This window comes from uncultured Algibacter sp. (genome assembly GCF_963976535.1).
Classification (GTDB): domain Bacteria; phylum Bacteroidota; class Bacteroidia; order Flavobacteriales; family Flavobacteriaceae; genus Algibacter_B.
In genome coordinates this window covers 41280-57282 of record NZ_CAXBLF010000017.1, presented here as the reverse complement: position 1 = coordinate 57282, position 16003 = coordinate 41280, and the positions used below count along the sequence as shown (strand labels likewise).

At 31.2% G+C, this 16003-nt stretch carries 16 protein-coding genes and 1 tRNA gene; 8 read left to right on the top strand and 9 right to left on the bottom strand.

Annotated elements, in window-relative coordinates:
* Positions 1-464 precede the first annotated feature (464 nt).
* Together AAC024_RS07010 and AAC024_RS07005 are read right to left on the bottom strand one after the other, a co-directional pair.
* Complete coding sequence (locus AAC024_RS07010) at positions 465-1097, bottom strand: response regulator transcription factor (protein ID WP_339894572.1); 633 nt, start codon at positions 1095-1097, stop codon at positions 465-467.
* Positions 1098-1131: 34 nt separating this feature from the next.
* Complete coding sequence (locus AAC024_RS07005; protein ID WP_339894571.1) at positions 1132-1572, bottom strand: retropepsin-like aspartic protease; 441 nt, start codon at positions 1570-1572, stop codon at positions 1132-1134.
* A gap of 75 nt (positions 1573-1647) precedes the next feature.
* On the opposite strand from AAC024_RS07005, the gene AAC024_RS07000 reads away from it, so the two are divergent.
* The 8 genes from AAC024_RS07000 (at position 1648) to AAC024_RS06965 (ending at position 6822) form a co-directional block, all read left to right on the top strand.
* Complete coding sequence (locus tag AAC024_RS07000) at positions 1648-2415, top strand: TatD family hydrolase (protein ID WP_339894570.1); 768 nt, start codon at positions 1648-1650, stop codon at positions 2413-2415.
* Between the two features lie 3 nt (positions 2416-2418).
* Positions 2419-3450: an asparaginase gene (locus tag AAC024_RS06995; protein WP_339894569.1), complete on the top strand. Its 1032-nt coding sequence runs from the start codon at positions 2419-2421 to the stop codon at positions 3448-3450.
* A 73-nt stretch (positions 3451-3523) separates the two neighbouring features.
* Positions 3524-3611 (top strand) — tRNA-Ser (locus tag AAC024_RS06990).
* Positions 3612-3687: 76 nt separating this feature from the next.
* Positions 3688-4458, top strand: a complete 771-nt coding sequence (locus AAC024_RS06985; RefSeq protein ID WP_339894568.1) for a MotA/TolQ/ExbB proton channel family protein — start codon at positions 3688-3690, stop codon at positions 4456-4458.
* A 23-nt stretch (positions 4459-4481) separates the two neighbouring features.
* The gene (locus AAC024_RS06980; RefSeq protein WP_339894567.1) at positions 4482-4913 is read left to right on the top strand and encodes a hypothetical protein; all 432 of its coding nucleotides are present in this window, start codon (positions 4482-4484) and stop codon (positions 4911-4913) included.
* Positions 4914-4916: 3 nt separating this feature from the next.
* Complete coding sequence (locus AAC024_RS06975; RefSeq protein ID WP_339894566.1) at positions 4917-5504, top strand: biopolymer transporter ExbD; 588 nt, start codon at positions 4917-4919, stop codon at positions 5502-5504.
* 23 nt (positions 5505-5527) lie between these two features.
* Entirely contained in the window at positions 5528-6004 is a 477-nt protein-coding gene (locus AAC024_RS06970; protein WP_339894565.1) for a biopolymer transporter ExbD, read from the top strand.
* Positions 6005-6129: 125 nt separating this feature from the next.
* Positions 6130-6822 (top strand): porin family protein, encoded by a 693-nt coding sequence (locus AAC024_RS06965; RefSeq protein ID WP_339894564.1) that lies wholly within the window; start codon positions 6130-6132, stop codon positions 6820-6822.
* Positions 6823-6855: 33 nt separating this feature from the next.
* Here AAC024_RS06965 and AAC024_RS06960 read toward each other — a convergent pair whose 3' ends face one another.
* The 7 genes from AAC024_RS06960 to pyrH form a co-directional block, all read right to left on the bottom strand.
* A complete protein-coding gene (locus AAC024_RS06960) occupies positions 6856-7461 on the bottom strand; it encodes a hypothetical protein (RefSeq protein WP_339894563.1) in 606 nt (201 codons plus the stop codon).
* Positions 7461-8924, bottom strand: coding sequence for an RNA polymerase factor sigma-54 (gene rpoN / locus AAC024_RS06955; protein WP_339894562.1), 1464 nt, complete (start codon positions 8922-8924; stop codon positions 7461-7463). Before rpoN ends, AAC024_RS06960 begins: the two co-directional genes overlap by 1 nt.
* A gap of 87 nt (positions 8925-9011) precedes the next feature.
* The gene (gene asnS / locus AAC024_RS06950) at positions 9012-10445 is read right to left on the bottom strand and encodes an asparagine--tRNA ligase (protein WP_339894561.1); all 1434 of its coding nucleotides are present in this window, start codon (positions 10443-10445) and stop codon (positions 9012-9014) included.
* 113 nt (positions 10446-10558) lie between these two features.
* Complete coding sequence (locus AAC024_RS06945; protein ID WP_339894560.1) at positions 10559-12949, bottom strand: MMPL family transporter; 2391 nt, start codon at positions 12947-12949, stop codon at positions 10559-10561.
* 47 nt (positions 12950-12996) lie between these two features.
* A complete protein-coding gene (locus AAC024_RS06940) occupies positions 12997-14268 on the bottom strand; it encodes a hypothetical protein (protein ID WP_339894559.1) in 1272 nt (423 codons plus the stop codon).
* A 241-nt stretch (positions 14269-14509) separates the two neighbouring features.
* Positions 14510-15067 carry a ribosome recycling factor gene (gene frr, locus AAC024_RS06935; RefSeq protein ID WP_339894558.1) on the bottom strand — a complete coding sequence of 186 codons (558 nt, stop codon included), beginning with the start codon at positions 15065-15067 and terminating at the stop codon, positions 14510-14512.
* Between the two features lie 90 nt (positions 15068-15157).
* Entirely contained in the window at positions 15158-15865 is a 708-nt protein-coding gene (gene pyrH, locus AAC024_RS06930; protein ID WP_339894557.1) for a UMP kinase, read from the bottom strand.
* Between the last annotated feature and the right edge of the window lie 138 nt (positions 15866-16003).

Sequence of the window (16003 nt, the reverse complement as noted above, 5' to 3'; positions counted from 1 at the left end):
ACTTAGACTAACTAAATAAAACACATCACAATATTTACAGAGATAACTATTACAACTAGAATAGTTAATCCTATAATAAAATATTTATTAAGAATAGTATTCTCTTTTCCCATTTGAGATTTAGGCATTGGATTGAGTTTTAAAAACTTTGATTAAAAACCCTGCACCATTACAGTGCAGAGTATCTAAAAAATTCTCTCTCAAAAGAATTAATTAATAGCACTGTAAATGTAGTATGCATTGAGGAGAAAAAAAATACGCACTTCTACGTATTTTTGAAGTTCGTTTTTAGGAAAAAAGGTTTATAAAAAATGAAAACTCTAAATCATTACAATTTAGAGCTTTCTATAATTCTCCCTAAGAACTAATTAATAGCACTGTAAAGATAACTTGTTTAAGTGATATACGAAATACGTACTACTACGTATTTTATAACTTTTATTAATTTCAATTGGTAAAAGGTATTACAAAAAATCTTTATTTAAAGTGGCCCAAATAGAAAGGGAAGTGGGTTTGTTGTCTAATTCAAGTTTATGTACAATATTACTACGATGCTTATCTACAGTTCTAACAGAAATTGATAATTCATCAGCAATATCCAGACTTGTTTTATTTTCTGAAATAAGCTTTACAATTTTTAATTCAGCTCTGGTAAGAGCTTCTAAAGTCTCAGGTTTTAAATTTAAAGTACTCGCATTTAAGTATGATGCTATTTCTTCGCTAAAATATGGTTTACCATTAATAACCTGGCTTATACAAGTTTCTATTTCTTCAATGGCAAATTCTTTTAAAATATAACCGAAAACGTTAAACGCTTTAGCTTGATCAAAAAGTTCTTCTTCTTTGTCAAAAGTTATAAGAATAACTTTAGTTGGTAAATTGTTTTTTTTACAGGCTTCGGCAATTTCTAATCCAGTTTTGTAGGGCATTCTTATGTCAAGAATCGCAATTTCTGGTTTTAATTTTACAATTAAATTGTAAGCTGCATTACCATCTTCTGCACTACCTATAATATTATAGCCTTTAGAGGTTAAAAAATCTGTTAAACCACGCAACATTAATGGATGATCATCAGCTATGACAATAGATGTATTCATTTAGATTAAGAGAGAGATTTAGATTGCTATTAATTTATAACTTTAAATATAGATATTTCTTTTCATAATCTATTACGGCTTTCCCTTTTTTTAAAATATCTGCACCAATAATACCATCAACTGGTTTAGAATTGTGGTTTATAAGTGCTGTATTTACGTGCGTTAGATTGAATAAAACTAAAACCACTTTATTATTGATCCACTTTCCAATTTTAACCTTATTTTTCTTTGATGTTTTAGTGTCCATATCAATAGCTCCCGCTCCAGCAGCTTTAATTAAGGAGTCTTCTGCTTTAAGTTTAAATGTTTCTATGGCTTCAAACCCCACACAAGAACTTGATGCTCCTGTATCTAAAATAAACAGTCCCTTTTTTCCATTTATGGTGGCTTTTATTTCAAAATGATTTGTTTTGGTAAGGTGTAATTTCACCTTGGTATAGCCTTTTTGCTCCAGAAAATGTTGCAACGTTTCCATCTAATTAGTTTTAAACAAATATAATCATGTAAAAACAATTATTTTTACAAAATAGTATAACATAAAATTTCGACTTTGATTATTACAGATACCCACACACATTTATATAGCGAAGCTTTTGATGAGGATAGAAACGAAATGATTAATCGTGCTATTGAACAAGGTGTTTCTCGTTTTTTTATTCCAGCTATAGATTCTACATATACAGATTCAATGCTTCAACTTGAAAAAGATAACCCAGAACATGTATTTTTAATGATGGGTTTGCATCCTACACATGTTAAAGATGGTTATAGAAAAGAACTCAAACATGTTGAGGAGATGCTCGCAAAGCGAAAATTTTATGCAGTAGGTGAAATTGGTATTGATTTATATTGGGATAAATCAACATTAGATATTCAGAAAAAAGCATTTAAACATCAAATTCAATTAGCGAAGCAATATAAACTACCAATTGTTATTCATTGTAGGGATGCTTTTGATGCTATTTTTGAAGTTTTAGAAACTGAAAAAAGCGATGATTTATTTGGAATTTTTCATTGTTTTACAGGAACGCTTCAACAAGCACATCAAGCGATTTCTTATAATATGAAATTGGGTATTGGTGGCGTAGTAACTTTTAAAAATGGAAAAATAGATCAGTTTTTAAATCAAATAGATTTGGAAAATATTGTTTTGGAAACGGATGCACCCTATTTGGCTCCAGCGCCATACAGAGGAAAGCGTAATGAAAGTATGTATATTATAAAGGTATTAGAAAAACTGTCAGATATTTATAATGTCTCTCAAGAAGATGTTGCAGAAATAACGACACAAAACTCAAAAGATGTTTTTAAAATATAAATCATGATTAAATCTAAAACAAACATACTCCTTATATATACAGGAGGAACAATTGGTATGGTGAAAGATTTTAAAACGGGCTCTTTAAAAGCCTTTAATTTTAAAAATCTTTTAGACAAAATTCCAGAATTGCAACTTTTAGATTGTAAAATAGATACAGTGTCTTTTAAAAACCCAATAGATTCGAGCAATATGAAACCCGAATATTGGGTGCAAATTGCTGAAATAATTGAAACTAACTATAATAAATTTGACGGTTTTGTAGTATTACATGGAAGCGATACCATGAGTTATACGGCTTCGGCTTTAAGTTTTATGCTAGAAAATTTGGCAAAACCTGTCGTTTTTACGGGGTCTCAATTACCTATTGGCGATTTACGAACAGATGCTAAAGAGAATTTAATTACGTCTATTCAAGTGGCTTCAATGCAAAATAAAGGAAAGCCTGCAATTAAAGAAGTGTGTTTATATTTTGAATATAAATTATATAGAGGTAACCGAACAATCAAACTCAATGCAGAACATTTTCAGGCGTTTGCTTCATTAAATTATCCTGATTTAGCTAAATCTGGAGTACACCTAAAGATCAATTATGAATATTTGTTCAAACCAAATCTTAGAAAGAAACTTAAGGTTAATAAAAATTTAGATGAAAATATTGCAGTTATAAAATTATTTCCTGGTATTTCTAAGTCAGTTATAGAAAGTGTGCTTAATACTTCCAATTTAAAAGCAGTTATTCTTGAAACCTATGGTGCTGGAAATTGTACTACTGAAAAATGGTTTATCAATATTTTAAAAAATACAATATCAAAAGGGATACATATTATAAATATTACACAATGTTCTGGCGGAAGTGTTATGATGGGCCATTATGAAACGAGTAGTGCCCTAAAAAAAATTGGTGTAATCTCAGGAAAAGATATCACTACAGAAGCTGCTGTGGCTAAATTGATGTATATGTTGGGACAAAATATTTCTGGTAACACCTTCAAAACCATATATGAAGCACCTTTGCGCGGAGAAATGACTTAAAATTAACTCTTAAAGTTTTAGTCTTTAATTTTTTTTTTGTTATTTGGACCGCAGTAATTAGTTTTTTAAATAAAGAGAGGTGGCCGAGTGGCTTAAGGCGCACGCTTGGAAAGCGTGTATGCGTTAATAGCGTATCGAGGGTTCGAATCCCTTCCTCTCTGCTGTTTTTTTTTATTATTTTTAATTACTTTTTTTTTATATCTTTAACACTTTAACTAATAAAATTAAGATCGAAACATGAAAAGATTATTTTCTATCCTTGCCATAACTGTAATGGTGGCATTCGGAACTGCTAATGCAACTACAATTGCTAACACTAGTACAGCTGTAGCAACAGTTACAACAATGACACAAGATGACGCAGCACCTGCTGAAGAACTTGGATTTCATCAAGAATTAAAAAAGAGATTTATTGAAGGAGGCCCAGGCTTTATGGGTATTGTATTATTATGTTTAATTCTAGGATTAGCAATTGCTATAGAAAGAATTATCTTTTTAAACTTATCAACTACAAACACTAAGAAATTAACGCAAGATGTTGAAGATGCTTTATCTTCTGGTGGTGTTGAAGCTGCTAAAGAAGTTTGTAGAAATACAAAAGGACCTATTGCATCCATTTACTATCAAGGTTTAGATAGGACAGATGAAGGTTTAGATGCTGCTGAGAAAGCTGTTGTAGCTTACGGTGGTGTTCAAATGGGTCAATTAGAGAAAAATGTATCTTGGATTTCATTATTTATTGCACTGGCACCAATGCTTGGTTTCATGGGTACGGTAATAGGTATGATTCAAGCATTTGATAAAATTGAGGCTGCTGGAGATATGCAACCATCACTTGTTGCTGGAGGTATTAAAGTAGCACTTTTAACAACGGTATTTGGTTTAGTAGTAGCCATCATACTTCAAATTTTTTACAATTATATTATTGCTAAAATTGATAGTATTGTTAACGATATGGAAGATGCTTCTATTACGTTAATGGATCTATTAATTAGAAACAAGAAATAATAATATAATTAAATAAAAGAATTATGGGTTTACATAAAATTTTAAAAATAGTAGCTTTTGCCCTAGCTATTATTGGTGCGATTGTTGCACTAATAATTATTGCGGGAGATGAAGATACAGCTCTAAGTATGAGCGGTAATATGCTATTGATAGCTTATGCGGTATTAGGCATAGTGATTCTGTTAGTTTTATTATTTGTAATAAAAGGATTATTTGCAGGAGATATTAAAAAGACTTTAATGACGGTTGGTGCATTTGCAGTGGTAATCATTATATCTTATGTTATATCATCTGGTTCAGATTTAAACTTACAACCTTTTAATGATAAAGGATTAGGAATTACTGAAGCGATATCAAAAAATGTAGGAGCTGGATTAAATGCTTTTTACATTCTTGCAGTATTGGCAATAGGCTCTATGCTATTAGGAGGAGTAAAAAAACTTTTTAATAAATAAATTATGGCAAAAAGAGCAGCACCAGAAGTAAATGCAGGCTCCATGGCCGACATTGCTTTCTTACTATTAATATTCTTTTTAGTAACGACAACAATCGAAACAGATTCTGGTATTAACAGAAAACTCCCACCTATGGAAGAGTCTGACGAAGATGTTATTATAAAGCAAAAAAACATTTTTACGGTTTTATTAAATGGTAAAGATCAATTACTTGTAGAGGATGATATAATGGAATTGAAAGATTTGCGAAAAGCAGCCAGAGAGTTTTTAGATAATGGCGGAGATGGATCATGTACTTACTGTAAAGGTAAAAAGGATCCTTCTTCTTCAGATAATCCTGATAAAGCTATTATTTCTTTAAAGAACGAACGAGAAACATCCTATAAAACATACATTGCTGTGCAAAATGAATTAGTTGCGGCATATAATGAGTTAAGAGATGCCAGAGCCGAAGCCTTATATGGTAAACCATTTACAGAAATGGAAGCTAATTATAAGGATGTAAATTGGCCTGGAAATAAAGATAAGCTGAAAGAGAAAATTGATCAAATAAAGGTTGATTACCCTCAAAAGCTTTCAGAAGTACAATAGATTAAAATTTAACATTTATAGATATGTCTAAATTTAATAAGAAAAAAAGTGGCGATATGCCAGCGGTTAATACAGCATCATTGCCTGATATCGTATTTATGTTATTGTTCTTTTTTATGGTTGCCACTGTGATGAGGCAAAATACCTTAAAAATTGCAAATAATTTACCTTTCGCCGATCAAGTTGAGAAACTTGACAAAAAAGATTTGGTCATGTATATATATGCAGGTCAACCAAGTCAAAATTACAAACAGTATGGTACTGAAGCAAGAATACAGCTTAATGATGACTTTGCTAGCGTAAAAGATATTGCTGCTTTTATTGCCCAGGAACGCGCTTCCAAGCGTGAGGAGTTAATTCCATTTTTAACTACAGCCTTAAAAGTTGATGGTGATGCCAATATGGGATTAATTGGTGATATAAAGCAAGAGCTACGTAAAGTTAATGCGCTTAAATTAAACTACACAACCAAAAAGGGTAGTGTGTTTGGAAGAGATTAATTTTACATTCTTAATTTTATATAAAGGCGCTTTGAAATTTCAAAGCGCCTTTAATTTTTTAATGCCTTCACAATTTTAATTATTATTGTGAGGTTATATTATAACTCCCATAATATTAGTCTTAGATGAGATATCTGTTTTTGATCTTGTTTTGTTTATCAAGTATTTCCTTTTGTTATACTCAAGAAAATACGATTAAAGAAGTTGATTCACTTTACAAAGAAGATCAATTTTATGCAGGTATCACCTACAACTTATTAGGTAGAAAGCCTAATAATCTTAATCAAAGTGGTTTTTCATTAGGGTTCCATTTAGGATTTATTAAAGATATGCCGATTAATAAAGCAAGAAATATTGCCATAGGCATCGGTTTGGGTTATTCTACAAATTCATTTAATCAAGACCTTTTTATAAATAAAAATAGTACGAATGCGTTTGAGTATAGCATTCTAGAGGATAGTCAAACGTATTCCAAAAACAAATTTTCAACGCATTTAATAGAAGTGCCTATAGAGTTTCGATGGCGAACATCAACATCAACAGATTATAATTTTTGGCGTATTTATACAGGATTTAAGTTTGGTTATATCGTAGCAAATACTTCAAAATATGAAGGTGATTTAGGCCGAATAAAACACACTAACAATAACGATTTTAATAAGGTTCAATATGGACTTACACTAAGTGCTGGGTATAACACTTGGAACATTCACATATATTATGCTTTAAATTCAATATTCTCAAAAGATGCAAAAATAAATGGCGAGAACTTAGATATCAATGCTATAAAAATAGGACTCATGTTCTATATCTTATAAATAATTTCTTCATTCCCATGAAGATGGGAATCTCTATAACCAATAGTTTACCAAAATTAGTTGAGGCATAAACCCAATAAAAACCCCTATAATTAACTCTATATAAGTATGTGCTTTTAAATGTAGTCTAGAGGTTGCAATAGCACCTACTATTATGGCCGTTAGGGCTAGAGTTCCATTTATATTAATGCTAAAATGAATACTAAGGGCTACGAAAAACATAAACACTCCAGAAATAGCTATCATGTGTATGCTTGCTTTAAATTTCATAATGGCAAGTAATAAACAAGTCATATTAGATATAAGGATACCTACAAAGAAAAAGTAAAGCTCAATAGCTTGTGTTGGTGTCAAAATGCGTTGCAAAACAATTAATATAACAATACCATTTAGTATTAATGGATAAATACGCTCTTTGGTTGTTTCAAGATTAATGGTATGAACTATTCCAACTGTTTTCAACAATAAATACAGTAAAATAGGAAGTATAACAGTTAATATAAAAAGGGATACTAATTTAGCTTGAATTATTTCAATTGGAATGAAACGAGGTGATTTTGAAAAATAAAAAATGACACCCAATAAAGGCATTATCAAAGGATGAAAAATATATGAAATACTCTTTAATAGTTTATCCATTATATTTTTTTACGTAAACGTGCTACAGGAATATCTAATTGTTCTCTATATTTTGCAACTGTACGTCTGGCTATAGGATACCCTTTTTCTTTTAAGATAGAAGCTAAATTCTCATCGGTTAATGGCTTTTTCTTGTTTTCTTCTTCGATTACAGTTTCGAGAATTTTCTTTATTTCTCTTGTTGAAACGTCTTCTCCTTTATCATTTTTCATGGATTCAGAAAAGAATTCTTTTATCAACTTGGTGCCATAAGGCGTGTCAACATATTTACTGTTTGCTACTCTTGAAACCGTTGAAACATCCATATTAATTTCATCTGCAATATCTTTAAGAATCATCGGTCTTAAATTGCGTTCATCACCAGAAAGAAAGTATTCTTTTTGGTAATGCATTATTGAGCTCATGGTAACAAATAGTGTTTGCTGACGTTGTTTTATAGCTTCAATAAACCATTTGGCAGCATCTAGTTTTTGTTTAATGAAGATAACCGCATCTTTTTGTGATTTCGACTTGTCTTTGGCATCTTTATAGCCCTTAAGCATATTGTTGTATTCTCTAGAAACATGAAGTTCTGGTGCGTTTCTTCCGTTAAGTGTTAATTCTAATTCACCATCAACAATTTTAATTGCAAAATCTGGCACAACATGTTCTACAATTCTGTTATTTCCAGCATAAGAGCCTCCAGGTTTGGGGTTTAAATGCTCAATTTCAGATATGGCATGTTTTAACTGAATTTCAGTAATGTTAAATTTATGAAGTAATTTTTTGTAATGCTTTTTTGTGAATTGATCAAAGGCATTATCAATAATATTAACAGCTAATTCAGTATCTACTGTTTTTGCTTTTCTATGTAATTGAATACTTAAACACTCTTGAAGATGGCGTGCACCAACACCTGCAGGGTCTAGTTGATGTACTATTTTTAGAACTTTTTCAATTTGATCTTCAGTGGTATAAACGTTTTGTGTAAATGCCAAATCGTCCATGATATCACTTAATTCACGTCTTATATAACCGCTTTCATCTACACTTCCAACTAAAAATTCAGCAATATCACGTTCTTCATCAGAAAGTCTATAAGTGTTTAATTGATTTTTTAAATGTTGCGTAAATGAAGTGCCTGCTGCATAAGGCATCGTTTTTTCTTCATCGTCACTACTGTAATTATTGGCATGTGTTCTGTAATCTGGAATTTCATCATCACTTAAATACTCATCAACATTAATATCTTCAGCATTTATTGATTCGTTGTCCTCATAGTCGTCAGTAGAATTGTCAAAATCAGAATCTAATTCGTCTTCTTGACGCTCTTCCTTTCCACCTTCTAATGCAGGGTTTTCCTCTAGTTCTTGCTTTAAACGTTGCTCAAAAGCTTGTGTAGGCAACTGTATCAATTTCATTAATTGAATTTGCTGCGGCGACAGTTTTTGTGATAATTTAAATTGTAAATATTGTTTAAGCATATTTTGATTTAAGGTTCTTTCTCAAAGATAAAAAAAGGGATTAGTATACCAAAGTTGTACCAAGGTTCCCTTTTCTTTAACTTTTTGCTAAAATTCTGCGTTTTGAGGGGTTCTAGGAAACGGAATAACATCTCTAATATTACTCATCCCTGTTGCAAACATAACTAAACGCTCAAAACCTAAACCAAATCCTGAGTGAACAGCAGTTCCATATTTGCGTAAATCTAGATACCACCAAAGCTCTTCTTCTGGAATATTTAAAGCAGCCATTTTTTCTTTTAAAACATCTAATCGTTCTTCACGTTGCGCACCACCAACTATTTCTCCAATTCCTGGGAAAAGAATGTCCATGGCACGAACGGTCTTGCCATCCTCATTTAAACGCATATAAAAGGCTTTAATGTTTGCAGGATAATCAAACAAAATAACGGGGCATTTAAAATGCTTTTCGACTAGAAAACGCTCATGTTCACTTTGTAAATCTGTTCCCCATTCGTTTATTAGATATTTGAATTTCTTTTTCTTATTAGGTTTAGAGTTTCTCAAAATATCAATGGCTTCAGTATAACTAACACGTTTAAAATTGTTATCTGTAATAAATTTTAACTTTTCAATTAAAGTCATATCGCTTCGTTCTACCTGAGGTTTTGTTTTTTCTTCGTCTTGAAGACGTTTGTCTAAAAACTCTAAATCTTCACGATTGTTATCTAAAATATATTTTATAACAGATTTCATAAAATCTTCTGCTAAATCCATATTTCCAGCTAAATCCATAAAAGCAACTTCTGGTTCAATCATCCAGAATTCAGCTAAATGGCGAGATGTGTTTGAGTTTTCAGCTCTAAATGTTGGCCCAAAAGTATAGACTTTACCTAAAGACATGGCATAAGTTTCTGCTTCTAGCTGTCCTGAAACGGTTAAATTGGTTTCTTTTCCGAAGAAATCTTTTGAATAATCAATATTTCCTTCATCATTTAAAGGTGGGTTTTTAGCATCAAGACTTGATACTTTAAACATTTCGCCAGCACCTTCAGCATCACTTCCAGTAATAATTGGCGCGTGCATGTAATAAAACCCGTTATCATTAAAGTATTTATGAATAGCAAAAGAGAGTGCTGAACGTAATCGCATAACAGCACTAAAGGTATTTGTTCTGGTGCGTAAGTGTGCATTTTCTCTTAAAAACTCAAAAGAATGTTTTTTTGGCTGAATGGGATAAGTATCGGGGTCTGAGTCTCCTAAAACATCTAATTCACTAACTTGAATTTCAACTTTTTGCCCCTTACCTTGGCTTTCAACAAGTTCGCCTTTAATATGAATTGCGGCTCCAGTTGTAACTCTTTTTAATAAGGATTCATCAAAGTTTTCAAAATTTACCACACACTGAATATTATTAATTGTTGAGCCATCATTTAAAGCAATAAAACGATTTGCTCTAAAGGTTCTTACCCAGCCTTTAATTTCTACCTCTGGGATAATAATATCTTCCGATAATAATTCTGAAACAGTTTTCAAAGTCACTCTTTTTTAAAATTAATAATGTAAATATAATGGTTTCATTCATCAAAATTCAATTTCTAAATTTCAAAATTTAAAGGCGTTGAAATTTGATATTTTTTTTGAATAATTAGATTTTAATTCACTACGTCGTCGTCTTCAGGAATAATATTTATGGAAGGTTTTCTAAGCACCTGTTTGTTTGCAATGCTACGTTCTAAAGAAAGTAATAAAGAGGGTAAAAGCAGTAAATTAGACAACATGGCAAATAATAATGTTGCTGAAACTAAAGCTCCTAAAGCTACGGTGCCTCCAAAACTTGAAATTGTGAATACTGAGAAACCAAAAAACAAAACAATAGAGGTGTAAAACATGCTTACCCCAGTTTCGCGTAAAGCACCATAAACCGAGACTTTAATTTTCCAATTATTAGCTTGAAGTTCTTGTCTGTATTTTGCTAAAAAATGAATGGTATCATCAACCGAAATACCAAAAGCAATACTGAATACTAAAATTGTTGAAGGTTTTATAGGCACTCCTATGTAACCCATTAAACCAGCTGTTACAAGAAGTGGTAATAAGTTTGGAATGAGGGATATGATTATCATTCGTCCAGATCGAAACATATAAGCCATAAATAAAGCAATTAAAAGTATGGCTAATGTGAGTGATATGACTAAATTTTTAACAAGATATTTTGTGCCTTTTTGGAACACTAAGGCTTTACCTGTCATGGTAATATCATAGCGTTCTTTGGGAAAAACCTTGTCTATTTTTGTTTGAAGATTTTCTTCAATACGTTCCATTTTGTCGGTGCCAATATCTTTCATAAAAGTGGTGATACGAGCATATTGTCCAGTACTATCTACAAAGTTTTTTAGTAAGTCTATGTTTGAAGATGAGTTTTTTGCATACGTTAGAATAAAACTATTTTCTTGAGAGGTTGGCAACTGATAAAATTTAGTATTGCCATTGTAATAGGCTTGTTTAGAATATTTAACCAAACTAACTACAGAAATGGGCTTTGAAAGCTCTGGAATTTCGATAATTAAATCTTCAAGTGCATCCATGCGCTTAAGCGTGGAAAGCTTCATCACGCCCTTTTTACGCTTGGTATCTACCATAATTTCTAATGGCATAATACCATTAAATTCATCTTCAAAAAATCGAATATCATTTACAAATTCAGATTCCTGAGGCATATCTTCAATTAAGCTACCTGATATTTTTATTTGATAAATCCCAATGATACTTACAACTAGTAAAACTACAGAAGTAATATAGATAGCAATTCTTTTTTGCCTTACCATACCTTCCATCCAATTAACAAAACCACCTATCCAACGCTTGTTTAAGTGCTCTAAGTGGCGATCTTTAGGATAAGGCATGAAGCTATATATAATAGGTATAATCAATAAACAGAGAATAAAAATAGCTAAAATGCTTAGTGATGCTACAATACCAAACTCTTTTAAAAGTTTACTTTCGGTTAAAATAAAAGTAGCGAAACCAGAAGCCGTTGTTACGTTAGTCATCAGTGTTGCATTACCAATTTTTGTGATAACACGTTGTAACGATTTCACCTTATTACCATGTAGTTTTACTTCATGCTGATATTTATTAATTAGAAAAATACAGTTTGGGATACCTATTACAATAATTAAAGGAGGAATTAGTGCGGTTAAAACACTTACTTCATATTCCAATAGACCTATAATTCCTAAAGTCCACGCTACACCAATACATACTACAATAAGCGAAATGAAAGTGGCTCGAAATGACCTAAAAAAGAAAAAGAAAATAATAGATGTTACAAGCAAAGCAGCAATAACAAATAAATTAATTTCGTCAACAATATTTTGCGAGTTTAAAGTTCTGATATAGGGCATGCCTGAAACACGGACATCTAAATTATATTTGGTTTCAAAAGTTTTAATCTTTGGAATTAAAATATCAATAATAAAATCTTTTCTTGCCGATGTATTTACAATGGCTTTATCCATATAAATAGCCGTTCGTATGGTTTTTGTTTCTTTATTGAATAAGAAATTATCGTAAAATGGATATTTATTGAAAAGCTCGTTTTGAAGTGTTTCAATTTGGGCTAAAGATGTAATGGAGTCTTTAATAAAAGGTTCTAAGTTGAACTTTTCATTTTTAGTATCTTTTATTAATTTTTGAAGGTCTTTTATTGAAATGACTGTTTCAACAGATTCATTGCTTTTAAAATCTTCTGAAAGTTTATTCCAAGCATTTAATTTTTCTACCGTAAAAAGAGAACTGTCCTTTACCCCTAAAACAATAAGGTTTCCCTCTTCGCCAAAGGTTTTTAAAAAATTATTATAAGTAATATTTACTTCATGATCGTCGGGCAACATATTAGCCTCACTATAGGCTAAACGCATGTTTTCCCATTGACGACTAAAGAAAATAGTAACCAAAAGAATACCAACAAGAATCAAAATTTTATTACGTAAAATCAATCTTGCGGTAACATCCCAAAAGTCTTTTGTAAAAAGTTTAAACATGCTTTAGCTAAAAGATGGGCAAAGGTAGAAAAAACAAGTATAATACGTCATAATGTGACGTTAAATGTAAACTTAATTGCAACGTTATCACCAAACTCTGGTAAATAATAAGCACCATATCGATAAGTACAGCTTAAACCAAAACCAAATAGTAATTTATTAAGCTCAAAACCAGATTCTGTATAGCCTTTTTTTAATGAACCAAACGAAATGTTTTGATGCCTCTCAGGGTTATCCATATCTCCAATAGCGAATCTCGTAATTAAAACCAATTGGGGTTTGTATCGCACTGAAATATTAAATGGTTTTATAAAATGTTTTAGTTGAAATGTGGCAAATTTATCTGAAAAAAATTCATTAAAATACATGGTTTCAAAACTATTTAAACCCGCCACAGAAAAACGTTGTAATATTGTTTCTTTTGTGATATTGTTAGGATAGGCATGATATAAATGAGTAATAGGAATATTTCCGCTAGCGATTCCAGAAACGATGGTGATTTTTGAAAACGAATCTTCACCTTTTCCAATTTTATGAATGGTTCTAAAGTCGAATTTTGAAAAACCAAAATTACTACCAAAAACATCTTTGAAACTTTTAGTGTACTGAAAAGTAAATTTCGGGTAACCATCTTGGGTTTCTTTAATTCCTTTTTCTGAAGATTCAAAAGTGCTAAATGGACTCCATTGAAAAGCTATTTTAGCAGTACTTAAATGAAAAGAATTAGTAGCTATATTATCTAATACGTAGCTGTAATTATAGGTAGGATCTATGTTGCTTATTGCAAATTCTGTTTCAGATAATAAATTAGGTAAAAGTTGGTGTTCTAATGCAATGGCTTTTGTAATATGTTTGTAAAATAAATTAATATTCAACAAACGAGGTTCAAAAAATTGAAAAAACCGTTTGTCTGTTAGAAATTTTGTACTTCCGGTTTCCTGTAAATCATCTGTATAAGATAGGTTTATCCAAGTGTTCGTTTTTTCGGCCAATCTAAAACCGCCCCCAATACTATATTTAAAACGATGGTCTCTAAAACCATAAACAAGGTAGCTGTTAATTCTGTATTTTTCTGAAAAAGCATTATTAGTAATACCACCAAGACCAGTTCTTACGCCTTCGTATTGGTTATACTTTATTAAGTATCGTAAATCTAGATTAAAATATTTTGAAGGAAGGAAACCATTTCCAAGGTTTTTTAATAATTCCTTTTTTTTAATGGAGTCTTGTCTAGGTTCTGGAACTTTTTCATGGAATGATTGCGCTTGCACTAGAGTTGTGCAAATAATTAAAATAAAAAAACAATAACGTTTTAACATTTGTAATACCAATTATTATTTAAAATGGGCTATAAATAATTTGAATTATATTTTGTTCAGATGAAATAGAAAATATAAGCATAGCCATAGTTACGGTTTTATTTTATATTGAAATATGAGCGAAATAGAAACAAATTATATGGATTGTTTTGAGTGATAATTGGTATAAGACCTAGAAACTAAATGTTTATAAAAAAAGCGACTGAAATGTCGCCTTAATATTAATTTAATTGGTATAAAATTATACGGTCATGATTTCTTTTTCTTTATTATCGAAAAGATCATCGACTTTTTTAACGTAAGTATCTGTCATTTCTTGCACATCTATTTCAGCATTTTTCTTTAAGTCTTCAGAAACGTCCTCATTTTTTTTGATATCGTTATTTGCATCTTTACGAGCGGCTCTAATACTTACTTTAGCATCTTCAGCTTCAGCTTTAGCTTGTTTAGCCAAATCTCTACGGCGTTCTTCAGTTAATGGCGGCACATTAATAATAATGGTTTCACCATTGTTCATTGGGTTAAATCCAAGATTTGCATAGGCAATACCTCGTTCTATTTCTTGAAGCATGCTTTTTTCCCATGGTTGAACTGTAATAGTTCTACCATCAGGGGTATTCACATTGGCAACTTGACTTAAAGGCGTTTGCGAGCCGTAGTAGTCTACCATAACACTACCAAGCATTGCAGGACTAGCTTTACCTGCTCTTATGTTTACAAATTCTTTTTCAAGATGCTTTATGGCATTAATCATAGCCTCTTTTGTTGCATCTAATATAAATTGTATGTCTTCGTTCATTGTTTTAAACTTTTATTTCAAATTATATATACTGATTCAAAAATTACGCCAAGAAATTATACCAAATAATATTTTAAAATTCATTTGGTATTAAACGTTAACTACCGTCCCTATATTTTCTCCAGAAACTACTTTAAGCAGATTTCCTTTTTTGTTCATATCAAAAACAATGATTGGTAATTTATTTTCTTGACTCAAAGTAAACGCAGTAGTGTCCATAACTTTTAATCCTTTTCTTAATACATCATCAAATGATATTGAATTAAATTTAATGGCCTTATCATCTTTTTCAGGATCAACATTATAAATCCCATCGACTCTTGTTCCTTTTAAAATTACATCAGCTTCAATTTCTATAGCTCGTAAAACAGCTGCAGAATCAGTAGTGAAATAGGGGTTTCCTGTACCGCCACCAAAAATAACAACACGTCCTTTTTCTAGATGACGCATCGCTTTTCTTCTTATAAAGGGTTCTGCTACCTCATTAATTTTAATGGCTGTTTGTAATCTTGTTGGAATGTTAGCATCTTCCAAAGCACCTTGTAATGCTAAACCGTTAATTACGGTTGCTAACATGCCCATATAATCGCCTTGTACGCGATCCATTCCTTTACTTGCTCCTGCAACGCCTCTAAAAATATTTCCACCACCAATAACTACGGCAACTTCTATACCTAAATCGGTAATTGTTTTAATGTCTTGAGCGTATTCTGCCAATCGATCTGGGTCTATACCGTATTGACGGTTTCCCATTAAGGCTTCACCAGATAGTTTGAGGAGTATTCTTTTATATTTCATCAGTTATTTTATCTTTTTGTTTTAATTGTCTGATGTAATTCGCCAATTTACATTTAGGTTAAAGTTATTGTCTTGGCTTATTTCATGAGCTATTTACTGAGGTTGGACAAAGCTACACAATTTTTTTATTTTTTTATT

Coding starts and splice junctions, on each gene's coding strand:
- AAC024_RS07010 (WP_339894572.1), bottom strand. CDS start 1,097: ATGAATACATCTATTGTCATAGCTGATGATCATCCATTAATGTTGCGT.
- AAC024_RS07005 (WP_339894571.1), bottom strand. CDS start 1,572: ATGGAAACGTTGCAACATTTTCTGGAGCAAAAAGGCTATACCAAGGTG.
- AAC024_RS06995 (WP_339894569.1), top strand. CDS start 2,419: ATGATTAAATCTAAAACAAACATACTCCTTATATATACAGGAGGAACA.
- AAC024_RS06985 (WP_339894568.1), top strand. CDS start 3,688: ATGAAAAGATTATTTTCTATCCTTGCCATAACTGTAATGGTGGCATTC.
- AAC024_RS06980 (WP_339894567.1), top strand. CDS start 4,482: ATGGGTTTACATAAAATTTTAAAAATAGTAGCTTTTGCCCTAGCTATT.
- AAC024_RS06975 (WP_339894566.1), top strand. CDS start 4,917: ATGGCAAAAAGAGCAGCACCAGAAGTAAATGCAGGCTCCATGGCCGAC.
- AAC024_RS06970 (WP_339894565.1), top strand. CDS start 5,528: ATGTCTAAATTTAATAAGAAAAAAAGTGGCGATATGCCAGCGGTTAAT.
- AAC024_RS06965 (WP_339894564.1), top strand. CDS start 6,130: ATGAGATATCTGTTTTTGATCTTGTTTTGTTTATCAAGTATTTCCTTT.
- AAC024_RS06960 (WP_339894563.1), bottom strand. CDS start 7,461: ATGGATAAACTATTAAAGAGTATTTCATATATTTTTCATCCTTTGATA.
- rpoN (WP_339894562.1), bottom strand. CDS start 8,924: ATGCTTAAACAATATTTACAATTTAAATTATCACAAAAACTGTCGCCG.
- AAC024_RS06945 (WP_339894560.1), bottom strand. CDS start 12,949: ATGTTTAAACTTTTTACAAAAGACTTTTGGGATGTTACCGCAAGATTG.
- AAC024_RS06940 (WP_339894559.1), bottom strand. CDS start 14,268: ATGTTAAAACGTTATTGTTTTTTTATTTTAATTATTTGCACAACTCTA.
- frr (WP_339894558.1), bottom strand. CDS start 15,067: ATGAACGAAGACATACAATTTATATTAGATGCAACAAAAGAGGCTATG.
- pyrH (WP_339894557.1), bottom strand. CDS start 15,865: ATGAAATATAAAAGAATACTCCTCAAACTATCTGGTGAAGCCTTAATG.